The following is a 15,702-nucleotide window of genomic DNA, read 5'->3' as shown; positions in this document are numbered from 1 at the left end:
TAGGTGTCTCAAACACCATCCTCCCGGGTAAGCCGGATGGATACATGCACGGTGACAGCGTCGTCGCCGGGGCGGGGAAGAGGTGGAGACATGGCGGACAGCACGCAGGGCCGTGCCCGCAAGAGCGACGGCCGACTGACGTACGGCGGGCGTGCCTGGCGCGTCGAGTCGGAGCCCGAAATCGTCGACACCGACGGCGAGCTGAAGCTTGTCGAAGTCTGGGTGAGAGGTGAGGACATCGAGCAATCCGAGTAAGCAGAAGGGCACCGCGTGGGAGTCGGCACTCGTCGCCTACCTGCGTGAGCACCACGACCCGGGCGTCCATCGCAACGTGCAGATGGGCGCCCGTGACATTGGCGACCTGGCCGGCTACTACCTCCACGCCGTCGAGGCGAAGGCGGAGAAGACGATCACTCTCGCCGACTACATCGCGCAGGCCAACCGGGAGGCCATCCACGCCGGTCAACCGTTCGGCTGCGCGGTCGTCAAACGACGCATGAAGGGCGTGGCGGACGGCTACGTCGTGCGCGACGTGCGAACGGACGTGCGACTGATCAACCGACTGAAGATCATGGAGGAGGCGCTCCAGGACGCCGACTTCGACAGGTGGCACGACATCGACGAGGAGCTACGGGAGGCAGCGTGAGGGCTGCTGAGTAGCAGGTAACGCGAGTCACCGATGCTACGGCATTCATATGCGCTCGCCTAACAGCTTTGGGCCGACGCACTATCGCAGCACAACGCCGGGGACGTCCCTCTGGGGGCGTCCCCTTCCGCATGCACGAGAGGGGAGAGACCTTGCGACTGTCCGAGATCCTGGGGCGACTGGACGGCGTGGAGGAGGAGCACGACGGCTACCTTGCGCTCTGCCCCGCGCACAACGACCGGACTCCGTCCCTCAAGCTCACGCTTAAAAACGACGGGAAGCTCCTCCTCGTCTGCCGCGCAGGGTGCGAGAAGCTGTCCATCCTCGACGAGGCACGGCTTCGTGAGGCGGACCTCTTCGACGTCGTCAACGACTTGGGAGCGTCGACCGTCAGCGCGAAGCCGGCGGAGGCCGTGGGCGTCGCGGAGATCGCCGGACTCCGCGCGTTCGTCGACGAGACGTCATCCGCCCTGGCGGGTGACGACGCGGAGGCAGCACGCGCCTACATCCTCGATCGCTTCGGCATCTCGGCGGACGTGGCCGGTGACCTTGACGTCGGGTACTGCGCACCGGGTGCCCGGTCTCAGCCGTGGCTGTCCCGCTCCTTCACCCGCTACCCCCGCATCACCGTCCCGCTCGTTGGCTTCGACGGCGTGGTTCGGGGACTCCAGGGCCGGGACATCTCGAAGAAGTGTCCTGCCCGGTGGATGTCCCTGACGAACGTGGAAGGTCGGACGTGGTCGAAGTACGGAGTACTGCGGGCCGGTACGGGCTACGACACGATCCTGATCACCGAAGGTCCGGGCGACGGTCTGACGTCCGTGGGCGTCGGCTACGACGCGCTTGTCATCCGCGGCGCTGCGCTGGCCAGTAACGCGGCCCTTCTCGCGGAACTCGTCAAGCACCTCGCCGGGCGTGACGTCGTCCTGGCCTTCGACCCGGACAGCGCGGGCGAGCGGGGGACGAGGGCGCTCGCGAAGGCGCTCGTCGAGTCGGACGGCACCATCGTGAGGCGACTCGCGTTCCCCAACCCGGGCGAGGATCTGACCGCGTGGAGGGAGCGGGCCCCAGACGCGTTCCCCGCGGAGCTGCACCGTGCCGTGCGTGCGGCGGCCGTCGTAGAGCTGGAGGCTCCCGTCTCCGCCCCTGCACCCTCGACGGACGTCGACACACAGGACACGGACACAGCCCTTCAGGCGATGTCCGCCTCCGCGCGAGAGATGTTCGACAGCACAGACGTCGGCCTGGCCGTGCGGCTGCGCGACTACATGCGACGCGCCGGCGGGGGAGTGCGCTACGCCCGTGGGCTGGGCTTTCTCGTCTGGGACGGAACGATCTGGACACCGGCCCCGCACGCCGTACGCGAGGCGCTTCACCGGATGGGCGCCGAGATGATTGCGGAGGGCAGCGACTTCGAGCGGAAGCTTGCGCTGAAGGCGCTCACCAACAAGCACATCGACGGAATCCTGAAGGAACTCCCGAGCGTCCCCGGCGTCCCTGCGTCGGCCGACGAGTTCGACGCCCGTCCGGAGTTGCTGTCCGTGGCGAACGGGACGGTCGACCTCCGCACGGGGCGGATCCACCCGCACACCCCAGTGGACATGATCACGAAGCGGCTCGACGTTGCGTACCACCCGGACGCACGGGCTCCACGCTGGGAGCAGTTCCTCACGGAGATATTCCCCCATCATCCGGAGTTGCCCGGGTACATGCGGCGCCTCGTCGGCTACGGCATCACCGGGTCGACGTGCGAGCAGTGCTTCGCCTTTCTCCACGGGGGCGGAGCGAACGGGAAGAGCGCGTTCCTGGACGCGACTCTGTACGTCTTCCGCGGCATCACGAAGTCGACGGAGTTCAGCACGTTCGAGCAGCGCACGGCCGTTGGCCAGGCGTCACCGGAGCTTGCCTCTCTCCGAGGGGCACGACTCGTGACGGCGAGCGAGACTGAGAAGTACAGCCGCCTTGCGGAGGCACTCGTCAAGCAGCTCACGGGCGGGGACCCGGTGACGGCACGGTTCCTGAATCAGAACCCTTTCACCTACGTGCCGTCGTTCCTGTTGCTCGTCGCCGGCAACTACAAGCCCGCCATCCTGTCTCAGGATTTGGGGATCTGGCGCAGGGTCAAACTCGTTCCGTTCGAGGCCACCTTCCGCGGCTCGAAGGCGGACCCGTCTCTCCCCGCCAAACTCCGGGAGGAGGCGGAGGGCATCCTCGCGTGGGCCGTGCGCGGCGCTATGGAGTGGTACGCACACGGCCTCCAGGAACCCGCCTCCGTCCAGGCGGCGACACAGGACTACCGCGAGTCGGAAGACCGACTGGAGGAGTTCCTCGTCGCCCGGTGTGTGAAGGAGGAGGGCGCACGCGTCGCCCCCATGGCCATCCGCCGCGCCTACGCGGAGTGGGCGCAGGACGCGGGGCTGAGCCGGAAGGAAGTGCTCTCCGGGTGGGCGCTGGGCGTCGAGCTAGAGAGCCGTGGCTTCCCGAAGGCGAAGAAGGGCGGGCGCTGGGGCTTCGAGGGGCTCCGGCTGAAGACGGACATGGAGCTTCAGGTGGAGAGCGCAGAGCCGGCGGACGACGAGCCCGCCACGGACACGGACATCTTCGGGCAGACGAAGGAGAACGCAGCATGAGTGACCAGCAGACTGCCTACGTCGTGACGTCGGGCGAGTACAGCGACTACCGGATCCGCGGCGTCTTCCTTGATGAGTTGGCGGCGCGACGGTACGCGGACACGGTGGGTGGTGAGGTGGAGCCGCACCCGGCGCGCGGGCCGGAGTTCATTCCGGGTCACGACCTGAAGCTCTGGACCCGCATCGACGCGACGACTGGAGACGTAGAGCGTGAGTGGTCGTCGGTATCCGTGCGTGATGCGTCGGAGTACGACGGACAGTGCTCGACACACGTCTACACGACCGGCATGTCTGTGGGGCGCCCGCTGAACTTCACCGTGGCGACCGTCGCGGACCTGTCGCAGGAAGAGCGCGCCCGTAAGTCCCACGCGGAGCGCGTCGCAAAGAAGCGGGCGGAGGTGATGGGGCTGTGAAGTATTTCCCCTACACCATCGCGGGCGAAGAGACGATGACCCGCGTCCCAGAGACGGCCGCGGACCTCGACGAGTTCCGTCGGTGGGCAGAGCGTCAGGCGCACGCCGGCGTCATGATCGGGGCGGACACGGAAACCACGGGCCTGGACACCTTCAGCCCGACGTACCGCCTCCGAACCGCGCAGTTCGGCGACGCGCGGGACGCATGGGTCCTTCAGACAGAAGTTAGTGACCGCACCGCGGACACCGCCCGGTGGGCGTTCGATGCCTTGCCCCGTCTCGTCTTCCACAACGCCACCTTCGATCTCCTCGTCCTGGACCGTCACCTTGGGGTGCCGCTGGCGACGCTGGCTCCCAAGGTGACGGACTCGAAGATTATCGCGCATCTGTTCGATTCGCGACCCCGACACGAGGGCGGATACGGACTCAAGCTGAAGGAGTTGTGCGCGAGGGACGTCGACCCGTCGGCGCCGGACACGCAGGAAGACCTGACCGCAGTCTTCCGTTCCATCGGCGAGACGAAGGCGACGGGGTGGCGGAAGATCGACATCAACCACCCGACCTACCTCCAGTACGCCGGCCTTGACGCGATCCTCGTTTCCCGGTGGCTTCCCATCGGCGTCGAACGGCTTCGCAGGGTCGGTGTCCGTCAGGCACTCGTGGACTTTGAGCACCGCGTCATGTACGTCTGCGCGCTCATGGAGCGCCGCGGGATGCTGGTCGATCAGGACTACGTCCGCGGCCTCGTCGAGCGGCTGGACGAGGAGGCGCAGCTCCACGCGGCGAAGGCTGCGAAGTACGGCGTGACGTCGGTCAATGCCCCGAAGCAGGTCGCGGAGGCACTCGTCGGCATGGGGGAGCGGCTGACGGAGAAGACGGCGAGCGGCGCCCTGAAGGTGGACAAGTCCGTTCTCCTCGACCTGGCCGACCTGGATCAGCAGTGGCAGCCGCGCGGGACGCGGACACCGAACCCGCTCGCCGACGCTGTGCTGCACAGCAAGCGAGCGGGGAAGTGGCGGACGTCGTACGCCCTGCCCATGCGCGATGGGCTCGACGTCAACGGCCGCATCCACCCGAAGATCAACAGTCTCCAGGCCCGGACCGCGCGCATGTCCATCTCCGGTCCGCCCTTCCAGCAACTCCCGTCGGGAGACTGGACGATTCGCCGCGCGTTGCTCGCTGACCCTGGGCACCGGATCTTCTCCGTCGACTACAGCGCTGTGGAGATGCGTGTCTTGGCGGCCCTGGCGGACGAGAAGACCATGAAGCGGGCCATCGCGGAGGGGCGCGACCTGCACGACTTCACGGCCGAACTCATCTGGGGTCCCGACTTCACGAAGGCGCACCGCAAGATGGGCAAGGGCGTGGGCTTCGGCAAGGTGTATGGAGGCGGATCGACGACACTGTCCCGGCAGACCGGCGCCCCGATCGCTGAGGTTAAGACGGCTATTGCAGCCTACGACCGCGTGTACCCCGGCATTCGCCGGTACGCGAACCGGATCCAGCGTGAGGCACGGGCGAACGGGTACGTCGTCCTCACCCCGACTGGCCGGCGCGTGCCGCTGGACCGGGACCGGGTCTACGCAGCGACGAACTACGCCGTTCAGAGCACTGCGCGCGACGTCCTGTGCCAGGCCCTGTTGAACATGCACGACCGGGGTCTGACGGAGTACCTCCTCCTCCCGATCCATGACGAATGCCTCGGATCGGCACCGGCCGACGTGGCGGACGACGTCGCGCGGGAGGTCGGGGAGGCCATGCGGATGGACTTCTTCGGCGTCCCTCTGGACACGGACCCGGAGGTCGGTGGCCGGTCGTGGGGCTCCCTGTACATGAAGGGCCCTGACGGTAAGTACGACGAGGCGCTCCGCGCACGTGAAGACGAGTGGTACGAACGCGTTGGGCTGGCAGCGTGACGTCCGCCCGGTCTGCGGTCCCAACGCTCGGACGGAAGACCGCAGTTGCCCGCACGGTGGCGGGATTCCGTCCCTCCGCCGTGCGGTCCGTACCACGTCCCATGCGCACCTTGCCCCTTCTGCGCCCTCCGGAGCCACCGCTTCACCCGTCACGCCGTGACGTTCTGCGACGGTGGGAGGACACCGACGAGTGGTCCTGTGCCTACTGTGACGCCTCGTTTGGCCGGATGGTTGTAGCAGAGGTGGACCACGTTCGTCCGCTTGCGGCCGGCGGTGTTCACGAGTGGTTCAACTTGACCGCCGCGTGCGACGAGTGCAATAGGTCGAAAGGCTCTACTGAGGTGGCTGACTGGCTGTCACAAACCGCTGGTCAATGCCTCACTGACGACGACCAGGCGGTCACGGAGCGGGTCCGTCAGGCGCCACACGAGCCTCCATGACTCCTTCACGAGGTAACGACTTCGTAACAACGGAACCAGCCACTCCGGGGTGTGTCGACCGACATAACCGCAGGTGAAATTGGTCGACCGACATAAACGGGGTGGACGCCCTGAAGTTGGAAACCGGACTATCCCCAACAAAGCGTACCTATGAGGGGGTTGGATCCGGCCGCACGATGATTGCCTGTGGAGGTTGTGTGACTTACAGTCCTGACCACGCCGAAAATGCAGCACGGATGGTCTGTTTCCTCGACGCTCTTGAGCGAGCAGTGACCGAAATTCGACAGTTCGTCACCGCGTACGGCGACGCAGTAACCATGCCGGGTCGCCGACGGCCCGGAGTGGATGCGGACGGAACGGGCCGGCAGGCGACGCACGGACCTAACCGCCCGACGGAGGACACGGCGATCTGCGAACGCCGTGGGGCTCTTCAAGCAGAACTGAAGAACGGCGCTGACCAACTGCCGTACGCAATAGCGGTGGTTCGCGGCGTCTCCGCATCCATGGATCGCGCCCTGGCCCACTGGGAAGGGGAGGACGCGTCCTCCACCCAGGGGGAAAGTTGATCATTGTAACAGGGCCGCAGAGCACTGACGACGAGGTGGGCGCAATCGCCGAAGCGGCAGGGCTCCTCGGAGGTGTCCCCGCCTACGCGGCCGTACTTCAGTGGGCCACCGCGACGGCCCTGTACTGCCTGGCCGGCTGGGAGAAGTGCCCGGTCGCCGTGGCTGACGTGACCATCGCGGAGTCGGCCGGACTCCCGGTACATCCTTTCACCACCTGACAAGCGCTAGTCGACTCACACTCCTCACGGCCCCCGTTCCCACGCGGGACGGGGGCTTTCTCATACCTCCATCACTGTGTGACTCAGGTCACATGCATTACTCACACCCTCGCGTCACATCCGGCCGTCTGCGCCCCATAACCCAAGTACGCAAGGCACTCACAGAGGAGAGAACGAATGGCCCGCATCGAGGTTACGGACGAGCAGATCACGGCCGCGCAGGCGGGCGACTCCGACGCCATGTGGGCCATCGTCGAAGCGTTCGACCCCATGTTCACCGGCATGATCCGGTCCGCTGCCCCGGGAGCGAGCCGCGAGGACGCGGAGGACCTCCTCCAGGAAGCGCGAGCCGTTCTCATTCAGCACGTGCGGGACTACCGGACGGATGCCTCCTCCGCCAAGCTCTCCTCCTTCGTCTTCCAGGCGGCCCGTCGCCGGATCATGGAGGAAGCCGTCCGGTCCTCGGCGGCCCTGACCGTCGACCCGACGTCCGTCCTGCGCGTCAAGCGGGCGCTGTGGAGCGCGAAGGGCGACGTCGAGGAGGCGTGGCAGACGCTCTCCACATGCAGCAACCCGAAGAACCGCATGGAGCGCGAGCGGTTCGTGTCCGTGGTGGAGGCACTGGCCGACGCCGAAAGTCTCGACCGGCCGCTTTCGGGGCCGGGCACGTCGACCGGAGACGACGAGATGACCCTCGCCGACGTCATCCCGGACACCTCCTATGAGGCGGCCGACGCCGGGCGCCGCTGTGACCTGGCCCGCTGGCTCATGACGCAGATCCCGGCGCGCCAGTCCTTCGCGTTGCGTGCGTTCTACGGCGTTGGGATGACGCAGCAGGACGAGCGGGAAACGTGCGCCGACCTGAGCGTCCGCCCGGCCGCCCTGCGTCGCCTCAGGTCCCGTGGCGTCGAGTCCGCCCGACGCGTGGCTGCCGATCACGGCATCTGTGCGTGAGTCACACACCTACAACAGAACTGGAGCACCGACCATGACCCGACTTCCTTCCCTCGACGACTATGACCTCTCCGGCGTGCGCCCCGATGAGGCCGCCCTCTGGGGCGACGACGTGATGTACGCGGTGGAGTCCCGTTCCGACTCAACGCCGGCCGACGGAATCTCCGTCGAACAGCTCTGATCCGAGGAGCGTGAGTCGACTCACGCTCCATCAGCTACCCACAGAGGAGAGAACATGGCCGAGTACACCCTCACCTGCCGCGTCTCGGGCGACGAGACCCTCACAGGCATCGTCGACGCCGACGGGGACGTACGTCTGGAGATGCGCTCCGACATCTCGAACCACATCTACGTACGCCCCGACGACTTCGCCGAGTTCGCCCGCAACCTCCTCGCCGACGCCGGCGCGGACGCGGAGAGCGGCCTCGTCAAGGTCGGTGACCTCGTCGAGATCGTGAAGTACCGGTCGTACAGCAGCGAGTACGAGGGGCTGACGGGCCGTGTCACGGCCATCGACGAAGACGATCTCCCGTACCTCGTCGACACGAACGACGCGGGCGAGGTGTGGGCCGTGGAGGTCCGCAAGGTGTCGGAACCGGCGCCGGCCTGCCCGGGGCGTGAGGCCCTCGTCTCGAAGGCGAAGTCCCTCCTCGCCGACACCCCGCACACGGCCGCGGACCTCCTCCGCCTGGCGGAGTTCCTGGCCGGCGAGTAGGAGCGCAAGTCGACTCACGCTTCCTTGCCTAAGGGGGTTGTGGTGGCCGACATATCTGTGCCATAGTCGAGTCACGCAAGGAACTGACGGGGCGCCTCGCACGGGGCGCCCCAGGGGAGGGGACGAAATGGCCACGGTTACCGACATCTACGGCAACGAGTTCATCGGTGCACTCCGAGCCGTTCCTGACTCGTGGAGTGCGGTGAACGCCGACGAGAACGCGTTCATGCACTACAAGGTGGGCTCTGGTGACGTGTACGCCATCGTGGAGCCGAACCCACGGGGTAGCGGCTGGGTGTGGCGACTCCACGCTTGGAGCGCGACCCCTGTCGCGGACAACGAGTTCGGAACTCCCTGCAAGACCGCTCTTCAGGGCGTGCGTGCGGTCGAGCGTGCTGCCGCGCGTCACAGCGTGAGCCACTTGCTCTAGCCGAAACGCCCTCCGGGGCTAGCCAAAAGGAGGAGCCGAGATGCGCAGCGACCAGACGGCAGAGTTCGTGGCCATGCGGCTGTACCGCAGCAAGCGTGAACTGGAGCGGGCTGTTTACGAGCACAACCGCCGTGTTGCCCGCGCACGGTACGACCGGACGGACGCCGCCATGGCTGCCGAACCCGCGCTCTCGTTGTCCGGCACGACGGTGTTCCGGCGGAGCGAGTACGAGTGCCAAGCGTGCTGCCGCGACGTTGGCATGGCGTTCGCCGCCGACTCAGAGACCCACCGCATCGTGAACCGCTCGGGAGAGCCGACCCGACGCACTGTCGGACTCTGCGCCCCCTGCTGGAGCCGCACCGTGCGCTACGAGGGCGACGACAAGCGCCCCGTCGTCGAGGTCCGTTACGCCTAGCCAAAACGCCCACACAGGGGCGTACACACAAGGGCCTGCCCGTGTTGAGCGGCCAGGCCGTAGGAGGAGCGATGGACACGGACGAGCTGGAGCAGTTGCGCCAGCGCTACAAGGAGATCGTTGACGAGATGGGAGCGGACCCGTCGCGCGCCGCGTACTACTTCGGCCGGCTGGAGATCGTCACGAAGCAACTGTTCCGACTGATCGACCGCAGCGCCTGAGTAACCCGCCCCGTCTAGGTATCGCCCACTCACCCGGCACCCCCAGTGCCGGCGGGCGCGCGGTTCGAATCCGCGGCGGGGCACTCGAAGCGACCTAACCACCTGGAGGGACAGTGGCATTCCCGGTCTACAAGAGCCGAGACGCCGACAACATCCGCGTCTACGCCGAAGAGATCCGACCCGACGTCTGGCGGTTTACGCACCGCCAGGGCGTCACGGCCACGAAGGTGTACGAGCTGTTGGGCGACGAAGCTCAGCGTCAGTTGGCCACATACAGGGCGGCTGACTCCCTCAGCTTCATGCGGTACTACGCGGGTCCGAGGCCGCAGCTCGCCCACACGGGCCGACCCTCCCGGCTCCCCTTCCGCGCGGCCGTTGTCGCCGCATCCGTCACCACGGTCGCGGCCGTGGCCGTGGCCATCGCCCCCGACGCGCAGACGCCGACTCCTCGGCTCTCTGACGTCGTCTCCGCGCCCGTCGTGACGCCGTCGCCGGCCTCCCCGCACCCCTACCGTCCGGAGCCTCGACCGGCGCCGCACACGTCGAGAAGCGGGAAGCGCGAGTCTCTGACGCCTTCGCCCTCCGCATCGCTCGCGGCCCCGTCCCCGACGTCCCGGACCGAACGACCGCGCACCACGCAGCCGCCGGCAGACATCCGCATCAGCTTCTACCAGGTCTGCGAGAAAGCTCCGCAGCCGTGCATCGACGCGGGCGCGCTGACGATGTACGCGGGGCGGATCCTGGCCGGCCACAACTACATGGGTTACCAGTGGCTCGCGACGGTACCCGTCGGCCGCACGGTGCGCGTCATATCCGGCCCGCTCGCCGGAACGTACCGCGCGTACACGCACATGCACGTCAACCGGCAGGGCGGAGCGATCCCCGACTTCGGGAGCGCTGACCTCGTCCTCCAGACCTGCGTAGGAAGCGGGACGGGGTTCACGCTGCTGCACCGGACGTGAAGCACTGGCGCCCTTCACTTGCGACGCCCGAAGAGGGCGCGGAGGAAGTCCCCCAGTGCGCGGAACAGGTCGCCAAGAGCGTGGATGATCACGGGCCGTGCGGCCTCCGTCGTCCCGTGAAGCACGACGACGAGACCGACGAGTCCGCCGGTAACGACGATCAGAATGACGGCCACGATGATGGCCGCAAGCACCCACGGCGCAGTCATCGCAAGCTCCTGCGCCACGCTGCCGAACGACATGCCTCTCCCTCTCAAAGCTCGTCCTTCGAGAGGGCACCGCCCGTACGGCGGCACGACAAACCTCAACGAAGGACAGTCACCTGTCGACGTGGCGCCCGCTGAACCACGCTCCGCCGGAGCGGACCTTTCGTTGAGGTCGGGTGATGGCTCGACACTCAATACTTCGTACCTTCGATGCGGGCGAACGGTTGTTTGGCACAACAACCGCCCTCATGAGGCATTCAGAAGCCTCGCAGCGTCGACGGGGAAACGACCCGTCGACGGGAAATAGGGGTCTCACGCAGCGCCCTGGCGGGAACGCCGCAGCTTTCTCGCCGGAGAAGGTACACCAAGCCAACGTCAGCGCCCAACTTCGCAGCTCAGCGCCAACTTTGGAGGTCACATGCGCATGCTCGGACGCTTCTGCCCCGACGGTCCCGGGGGCCGTGACTGCTCCTGCTGCGGACAGCCGCCGGGGAAGTGGAGGGCGCTCGCCCGACGTGCTCAGCGCCGGCGGGAGCGGCAGTCGTGGCGGAGGAGCGCCAATCGGCTCACGTTCGCCTAGCTAACTGGGTTGTGGTGGCCGACATATGTGTGTCACTATGAAGTCACATCAAGAGCTACTGGCGAGGGAGACACCATGAACTGCGAGGCCACTCACCGACTGATCACCCGATCGTGGGGCACCGCCACGGAGTTCGGCCACAAGCCGTGCGGTGCTCCGGCGACGCGGGTCCGCCACGTCAAGCAGACGCACGGCGACTACTCGTGGCCGGTCTACTCCTGCGACGAGCACGCCCGCCCCACGGACGAGGTGATCGCCGAGGAGTCGTCGGAGATCATCGAGGAGCCGACGGAGGAGCTGGAGCCCGTCACCGTCGACGTCCCCGCCACCACGTGCCCCGCCCTGGCGGAGCCGGGCAACATGCACTTCATGACGGTCCACTGCGTCGAGTGCAACGCCTACCGCATGTCCAAGATGACCCCGGACACCGTCGAACAGTGGTACCGCTCCGGCTACTTCAGCCAGGACGAGTACGAGGCGTACATGCACGCGTGGGCGACCAGCGCCGTCCGCCACTCCGCCGGGAGCTGGGCGCAGGAGCCGACGGACCCGAAGGTCGTCGTGATCGTCGCCGCGATCCGTCGCCTGGCCGGCATCCCCGGGCGTCCGGTGCTCGCTGCCTGACACCCCTGGAGCCCCCGTCAATTCCGGTGACGGGGGCTCCTTCTGTAGTGCGAGTCACTCGTAGGAGGCACCATGACCACCACCGAACTTCACATCACCGCCCGGGAGATCCGCGAGGGCGACGTCTTCGTCCTCCACGGCCACGTGCGGACGGCTGCCGAGAGCACGTGGCCCACGGCCCTTCGGGGCCACGTCCACGTCACGTTCGCCGAAGGGGGAGACGCCGTCATCCCCGCGAACCGCCCCATCACCGTCAGGCGCGCCGTACCGTGCGCTACCGCCTGACGTTCGAGGACGGCCCCTCCGTCCTCGTCGACGACACGGCACACCGTCACTTCCTCCGCCAGGCCGTGAGGCGCGGAGAGGAGACGACGAGGGTCCGCGGCGGGTACGTGGTCACGCTGGCCGGCAGGCGGGGGAGACGGGTGGCGCTGATTGCGGAGGGAGTGTGAGTCGACTCTCGTTTGTCTGGCTAATGGAGTTGTGGTGGTCGACATAGGTGTGTCATAGTTGAGTCAACGCAAGGCACTCGCTGAAGCCGAGCGGGACAACTCCACAGAGAGCAGACCTTCTGTACGTGCTGGCTGTGCAGGCGAAACCACGGGACTGACGATGCCGAAGAGGACGCGGAGAGCACCCGCGAGACTGGGCAGACCTCCTCAAGGATCACGTTTCACCCGCCGTGGCAGCTCTGCTCTCTGTGGAGCGGTCAACCCACTACCAACGCGCGGGAGTTGCAATGGACCGTCACAACCCGAACGGCACACGGCTGGACGCATCGTGCGTCGTCATCACCGCCCGTCAGGCGGTACCCGGAACCGTCGTCCTCGTAGAGGGCTGGGCGAGCTTCGCGCGGGTCACTGTGGGCCGGTGGGAGCCGGCGGGGGACGGATACGCCACCCTCTACGGTGCGGACGGCGTCGCCCGGGGCAAGTTCCGTGAGGGTGATTTCCTGGAGGCCGACCCGAAGTCGATCAGTTGATCCTCTCCTCATCCGGGCCCCCGTCAATTCCGGTGACGGGGGCTCCGGTTCACCAACCACTCACACCACATGCACACGAAGAGGAGCCATGAACGCCGCCAGACTGCGCGACCCCTTGCTGATTCAGGCCGTCATCGCCGCCGCACTGTCCTTCGCGCACATCCACGACGTGGCGGAGGCCGCCGGCCAGGGCGGGTGGAAGGCGTGGGCGTACCCGGTGAGCGTCGACCTGCTGTTGGTCATGGCGTGGGCGCAGATCCGGGAGAAGGACGGGCGTTCGAAGCGTGCGCCGTGGACGTGGTTCCTGTTGTCCATGGGTGCGTCCATGGGCGCCAACATCGCGACGTCCGGCGTCCTCGACCTCGCACACCCCCCGACGGCCCTCCGTGTCCTCGTCGCCGGCTGGCCGGTGCTCGCGTTCTTCGGCGGCTCCCTCCTCGTCCACAGCCGCAAGGCACACGCGGAGGAGCCCGCCACGGAGCCGCACACGACCGCTGAGGCGCCTGCCACGGAGCCGTTGGAGGAAGAGGCCATGGAGCCCGTTCCGGCCGTTCCTGCGCCCGTTCTCGTCACCTACAAGGAGGCTGCGGACGTCGTCGGCGTTGCCGTCGAGACGGTCCGGGGTGCCGCCAACGGCGGACGGCCGCGACTCGTGAAGTTCCAGACCCCCGACGGACCGCGCGTCGACCTCGACGAGGTCCGTACGCTGTACGCCCTGCGCCCCGTGGCGCCGTGAAGGCGGCTCAACCACACAACAGCCCCCGCCAGGGTCACCCGGCGGGGGCTTTCTGCGTTGTGCGTCAGGCCACGTCGCCACGCTTCAGCGCGTCGACGAACACGCCCCACGTGGCGTCGGCGAAGACCACCGCCGGCCCACTGGGGCGCTTGCTGTCACGCACGGGGAGAGCTGCGGGGACGGCGCCGTGAGCGACCTCCACGCAGTCGCCCTGATTGCCGCTGTACGACGACTTGGTCCAGTCGAAGCCGGATGCGGTGGCGTCGGGAATGATGTTCATCAGATCGAGTCCTTCACTTGAGCTACGAGGTCGGCCGATTCGTCGAAGGGGAGGGCCGCCGCGCGAAGACGCTCGAAGGCCGACCCGTATCGACTCACTTCCGCAGGATCCTCGACGTACAGGGCTGACGTGAAGTTCTCCAGATAGACAACGTCGAGATCGGCTGTCTCCGGGAACCCCACGACGGCGAAGCTCCCGCTCAGCCCCACGTGGGGAGGTGCGCTGAGCGGCAGTACCTGTATCGAGACGTGCGGAAGTCTTTGCTTGTCGAGCAGCACCTGAAGCTGGTCGCGCATCATCTGGGGGTCACCCTTGACCCTCGGGCGCAGTGCCGCCTCATGGATGACGGCCCACAGCTCCAGCGGCTCCCGGCGGGAAAGCACCGCCTGACGCGCCATGCGGACGTCAACGAGTGCGTCAACCTCCGCCGACGTAGCTGTCATGCTGAGCGCGTCCAGCGTGGCGCGGGCATAGGCAGCAGTCTGGAGGAGCCCGGGGATGAGCGACGTCTGGTACGTCCGAAGACTCTTGGCCTCCGCCTCCAGGCTGATCAGGTCTGCGTACGCGGGTGAGATGACGTCGCGATAGGTCTGCCACCACCCGCGGACCCCGCCGTGACGCGCGATGGAGTGGAGGACGTCACGCTTCCCGGCGTCCTCAACGTCGTAGATGTCGAGCAGCGCGTCAAGGTCGGCCGGCTTGATGCCCAGGCGTGCGGACTCGATGCGCGACAGCTTCGATCCGGGCATGCCGACGCTGTTCGCTACATCGTCGATCTTGGGGCCCTTCGCGGTGCGCAGACGGCGCAGCTCGCCGCCGAGTTGGCGCTTCCGCACAGTCGGCTCAGCCATACCTCACCCCCTGGCATCCGGTGTTCGTCGCTGGTGCGCACACAGCTTTCCACAGTGAGTGAACCAATGGGTGATCGAAGTGCAATTCTGCATTCTTTCGCGGTTGGGTTGCACTCGTGTCTGCTCAGTGGTCACACTGGTCGTGCCATTCCGCGTACGGCGAGTGACGAAATGCACAGCCGTGCGCCCGAATCCAGGGAGGTGCGGGGATGGCGTTACGGATGTCTGACACCGGGTACACGGAAGTACCCGGCCCGGTATTCACTCGCCCCGCTCCGTGGCCCGGGTGCGGCGCGTGCAGGGGTATGGAGCGGGAGTGGGTGGCGGCGACGACGCCCGGCCATCCGTCGCACAATCCGGTTCAGGCCGGCGCGATCGTCGGCGTCATGCGGGCGCACCACAAGGCGATCCACGGGCAGGCGTCATGACGGGCCGGCTGAGGGTGTGCGACGCCAGCACGAAGCTGCCGGCCGACACGGTCGCATTCCAGAAAGCCACCCGCAGGCGGGACCTTTCCGGCGTCGTAGTGACGTGCGCCAACTCGCCGCACGACGGCCGGGAGAATCACCGGGGGCCGGTGTACTTCAACGGCCAGCGGATTGGCGTATACACCTGGGCGGTCTCCCCGCCCCCATAGACCCGCGTGCGGCGCCCGTGCGTCGCGCGTGGAGGGCGCAGCGGGGGCCGCAGTGCCGGTGAGGTCGGCCCACTGCACCCCCGCTGGCGTCCCAGCTCCTCCCCGACGTCGAAGACGGGGAGGCGCCCGCCGAGACGGTTGCGTCCTTCTCCCCCGTGGAGGGCGGCCGGCGGGCGGTGAAGCCCCGTTCACTGGATCCCCGCCGGTCCGGTGAGCGGGGCTTTCGTATTCCCGCAGGTCGGTCGGTGGTACGCTAAGGTAGCAATCACACCGGATCTTC

Annotated in this window: 22 protein-coding genes; 19 read left to right on the top strand and 3 right to left on the bottom strand. The window is 67.3% G+C overall.

The annotated features are described in order from the left end of the window. Positions 1-90: 90 nt before the first annotated feature. The 15 genes from ACSLTV_RS30425 (at position 91) to ACSLTV_RS30355 (ending at position 10,526) form a co-directional block, all read left to right on the top strand. Positions 91-255, top strand: a complete 165-nt coding sequence (locus ACSLTV_RS30425; protein ID WP_432157807.1) for a hypothetical protein — start codon at positions 91-93, stop codon at positions 253-255. Beyond that, on the top strand, positions 230-646 hold the full coding sequence (locus ACSLTV_RS30420) for a hypothetical protein (protein WP_435613264.1): 417 nt from the start codon (positions 230-232) through the stop codon (positions 644-646). Before ACSLTV_RS30425 ends, ACSLTV_RS30420 begins: the two co-directional genes overlap by 26 nt. 152 nt (positions 647-798) lie before the next feature. Continuing rightward, entirely contained in the window at positions 799-3,276 is a 2,478-nt protein-coding gene (locus tag ACSLTV_RS30415; protein WP_435613263.1) for a phage/plasmid primase, P4 family, read from the top strand. Continuing rightward, positions 3,273-3,689, top strand: coding sequence for a hypothetical protein (locus ACSLTV_RS30410; RefSeq protein WP_435613262.1), 417 nt, complete (start codon positions 3,273-3,275; stop codon positions 3,687-3,689). Before ACSLTV_RS30415 ends, ACSLTV_RS30410 begins: the two co-directional genes overlap by 4 nt. Continuing rightward, a complete protein-coding gene (locus ACSLTV_RS30405) occupies positions 3,686-5,605 on the top strand; it encodes a DNA polymerase (RefSeq protein WP_435613261.1) in 1,920 nt (639 codons plus the stop codon). The genes ACSLTV_RS30410 and ACSLTV_RS30405 overlap by 4 nt, the downstream gene beginning before the upstream one ends. 101 nt (positions 5,606-5,706) lie before the next feature. After that, a complete protein-coding gene (locus ACSLTV_RS30400) occupies positions 5,707-6,045 on the top strand; it encodes an HNH endonuclease (protein WP_435613260.1) in 339 nt (112 codons plus the stop codon). Positions 6,046-6,221: 176 nt separating this feature from the next. Further along, positions 6,222-6,611, top strand: a complete 390-nt coding sequence (locus ACSLTV_RS30395; RefSeq protein ID WP_435613303.1) for a DUF7169 domain-containing protein — start codon at positions 6,222-6,224, stop codon at positions 6,609-6,611. Further along, positions 6,608-6,829 carry a hypothetical protein gene (locus ACSLTV_RS30390; protein ID WP_435613305.1) on the top strand — a complete coding sequence of 74 codons (222 nt, stop codon included), beginning with the start codon at positions 6,608-6,610 and terminating at the stop codon, positions 6,827-6,829. The genes ACSLTV_RS30395 and ACSLTV_RS30390 overlap by 4 nt, the downstream gene beginning before the upstream one ends. 177 nt (positions 6,830-7,006) lie before the next feature. Next, positions 7,007-7,783 carry a hypothetical protein gene (locus ACSLTV_RS30385; protein WP_435613259.1) on the top strand — a complete coding sequence of 259 codons (777 nt, stop codon included), beginning with the start codon at positions 7,007-7,009 and terminating at the stop codon, positions 7,781-7,783. Positions 7,784-7,817: 34 nt separating this feature from the next. Continuing rightward, positions 7,818-7,964 carry a hypothetical protein gene (locus tag ACSLTV_RS30380; protein WP_432157815.1) on the top strand — a complete coding sequence of 49 codons (147 nt, stop codon included), beginning with the start codon at positions 7,818-7,820 and terminating at the stop codon, positions 7,962-7,964. Positions 7,965-8,018: 54 nt separating this feature from the next. Beyond that, positions 8,019-8,498 carry a hypothetical protein gene (locus ACSLTV_RS30375; RefSeq protein ID WP_435613258.1) on the top strand — a complete coding sequence of 160 codons (480 nt, stop codon included), beginning with the start codon at positions 8,019-8,021 and terminating at the stop codon, positions 8,496-8,498. A gap of 127 nt (positions 8,499-8,625) precedes the next feature. Further along, a complete protein-coding gene (locus ACSLTV_RS30370) occupies positions 8,626-8,928 on the top strand; it encodes a hypothetical protein (RefSeq protein WP_435613257.1) in 303 nt (100 codons plus the stop codon). 40 nt (positions 8,929-8,968) lie between these two features. After that, positions 8,969-9,343, top strand: a complete 375-nt coding sequence (locus ACSLTV_RS30365; protein WP_435613256.1) for a hypothetical protein — start codon at positions 8,969-8,971, stop codon at positions 9,341-9,343. Between the two features lie 41 nt (positions 9,344-9,384). Continuing rightward, positions 9,385-9,564, top strand: a complete 180-nt coding sequence (locus ACSLTV_RS30360; protein WP_435613255.1) for a hypothetical protein — start codon at positions 9,385-9,387, stop codon at positions 9,562-9,564. A 113-nt stretch (positions 9,565-9,677) separates the two neighbouring features. Then, positions 9,678-10,526 carry a hypothetical protein gene (locus tag ACSLTV_RS30355; protein ID WP_432157820.1) on the top strand — a complete coding sequence of 283 codons (849 nt, stop codon included), beginning with the start codon at positions 9,678-9,680 and terminating at the stop codon, positions 10,524-10,526. A 14-nt stretch (positions 10,527-10,540) separates the two neighbouring features. Here the strand turns inward: ACSLTV_RS30355 and ACSLTV_RS30350 are convergent, their stop codons facing one another. Then, positions 10,541-10,768, bottom strand: coding sequence for a hypothetical protein (locus ACSLTV_RS30350; protein ID WP_432157821.1), 228 nt, complete (start codon positions 10,766-10,768; stop codon positions 10,541-10,543). A 619-nt stretch (positions 10,769-11,387) separates the two neighbouring features. Here ACSLTV_RS30350 and ACSLTV_RS30345 point away from each other — a divergent pair. The 4 genes from ACSLTV_RS30345 to ACSLTV_RS30330 all read left to right on the top strand — a co-directional run bounded on the left by ACSLTV_RS30345 (position 11,388) and on the right by ACSLTV_RS30330 (position 13,654). Then, on the top strand, positions 11,388-11,936 hold the full coding sequence (locus ACSLTV_RS30345) for a hypothetical protein (protein ID WP_435613254.1): 549 nt from the start codon (positions 11,388-11,390) through the stop codon (positions 11,934-11,936). Positions 11,937-12,008: 72 nt separating this feature from the next. After that, positions 12,009-12,221 carry a hypothetical protein gene (locus tag ACSLTV_RS30340; protein WP_435613253.1) on the top strand — a complete coding sequence of 71 codons (213 nt, stop codon included), beginning with the start codon at positions 12,009-12,011 and terminating at the stop codon, positions 12,219-12,221. A gap of 454 nt (positions 12,222-12,675) precedes the next feature. After that, positions 12,676-12,918: a hypothetical protein gene (locus ACSLTV_RS30335; RefSeq protein ID WP_435613252.1), complete on the top strand. Its 243-nt coding sequence runs from the start codon at positions 12,676-12,678 to the stop codon at positions 12,916-12,918. A gap of 88 nt (positions 12,919-13,006) precedes the next feature. Further along, positions 13,007-13,654, top strand: coding sequence for a DUF2637 domain-containing protein (locus ACSLTV_RS30330; RefSeq protein ID WP_435613251.1), 648 nt, complete (start codon positions 13,007-13,009; stop codon positions 13,652-13,654). Between the two features lie 64 nt (positions 13,655-13,718). Here ACSLTV_RS30330 and ACSLTV_RS30325 read toward each other — a convergent pair whose 3' ends face one another. Then, complete coding sequence (locus ACSLTV_RS30325) at positions 13,719-13,934, bottom strand: DUF397 domain-containing protein (protein ID WP_435613250.1); 216 nt, start codon at positions 13,932-13,934, stop codon at positions 13,719-13,721. Then, positions 13,934-14,785, bottom strand: coding sequence for a helix-turn-helix domain-containing protein (locus tag ACSLTV_RS30320; protein ID WP_435613249.1), 852 nt, complete (start codon positions 14,783-14,785; stop codon positions 13,934-13,936). The genes ACSLTV_RS30325 and ACSLTV_RS30320 overlap by 1 nt, the downstream gene beginning before the upstream one ends. Positions 14,786-15,702: the final 917 nt, after the last annotated feature.

Source organism: Streptomyces sp. bgisy159 (genome assembly GCF_965341775.1).
Taxonomy (GTDB): Bacteria; Actinomycetota; Actinomycetes; order Streptomycetales; family Streptomycetaceae; genus Streptomyces.
The sequence above is the reverse complement of the archived record's forward strand: the minus strand, read 5'-3'. Positions and strand labels throughout refer to the sequence as shown.

Excerpts from the sequence above, each read along its gene's own strand:
- ACSLTV_RS30425 (WP_432157807.1), top strand. The coding sequence starts at position 91 with ATGGCGGACAGCACGCAGGGCCGTGCCCGCAAGAGCGACGGCCGACTG.
- ACSLTV_RS30410 (WP_435613262.1), top strand. The coding sequence starts at position 3,273 with ATGAGTGACCAGCAGACTGCCTACGTCGTGACGTCGGGCGAGTACAGC.
- ACSLTV_RS30400 (WP_435613260.1), top strand. The coding sequence starts at position 5,707 with ATGCGCACCTTGCCCCTTCTGCGCCCTCCGGAGCCACCGCTTCACCCG.
- ACSLTV_RS30395 (WP_435613303.1), top strand. The coding sequence starts at position 6,222 with ATGATTGCCTGTGGAGGTTGTGTGACTTACAGTCCTGACCACGCCGAA.
- ACSLTV_RS30385 (WP_435613259.1), top strand. The coding sequence starts at position 7,007 with ATGGCCCGCATCGAGGTTACGGACGAGCAGATCACGGCCGCGCAGGCG.
- ACSLTV_RS30380 (WP_432157815.1), top strand. The coding sequence starts at position 7,818 with ATGACCCGACTTCCTTCCCTCGACGACTATGACCTCTCCGGCGTGCGC.
- ACSLTV_RS30375 (WP_435613258.1), top strand. The coding sequence starts at position 8,019 with ATGGCCGAGTACACCCTCACCTGCCGCGTCTCGGGCGACGAGACCCTC.
- ACSLTV_RS30370 (WP_435613257.1), top strand. The coding sequence starts at position 8,626 with ATGGCCACGGTTACCGACATCTACGGCAACGAGTTCATCGGTGCACTC.
- ACSLTV_RS30365 (WP_435613256.1), top strand. The coding sequence starts at position 8,969 with ATGCGCAGCGACCAGACGGCAGAGTTCGTGGCCATGCGGCTGTACCGC.
- ACSLTV_RS30350 (WP_432157821.1), bottom strand. The coding sequence starts at position 10,768 with ATGTCGTTCGGCAGCGTGGCGCAGGAGCTTGCGATGACTGCGCCGTGG.
- ACSLTV_RS30345 (WP_435613254.1), top strand. The coding sequence starts at position 11,388 with ATGAACTGCGAGGCCACTCACCGACTGATCACCCGATCGTGGGGCACC.
- ACSLTV_RS30340 (WP_435613253.1), top strand. The coding sequence starts at position 12,009 with ATGACCACCACCGAACTTCACATCACCGCCCGGGAGATCCGCGAGGGC.
- ACSLTV_RS30335 (WP_435613252.1), top strand. The coding sequence starts at position 12,676 with ATGGACCGTCACAACCCGAACGGCACACGGCTGGACGCATCGTGCGTC.
- ACSLTV_RS30330 (WP_435613251.1), top strand. The coding sequence starts at position 13,007 with ATGAACGCCGCCAGACTGCGCGACCCCTTGCTGATTCAGGCCGTCATC.
- ACSLTV_RS30325 (WP_435613250.1), bottom strand. The coding sequence starts at position 13,934 with ATGAACATCATTCCCGACGCCACCGCATCCGGCTTCGACTGGACCAAG.
- ACSLTV_RS30320 (WP_435613249.1), bottom strand. The coding sequence starts at position 14,785 with ATGGCTGAGCCGACTGTGCGGAAGCGCCAACTCGGCGGCGAGCTGCGC.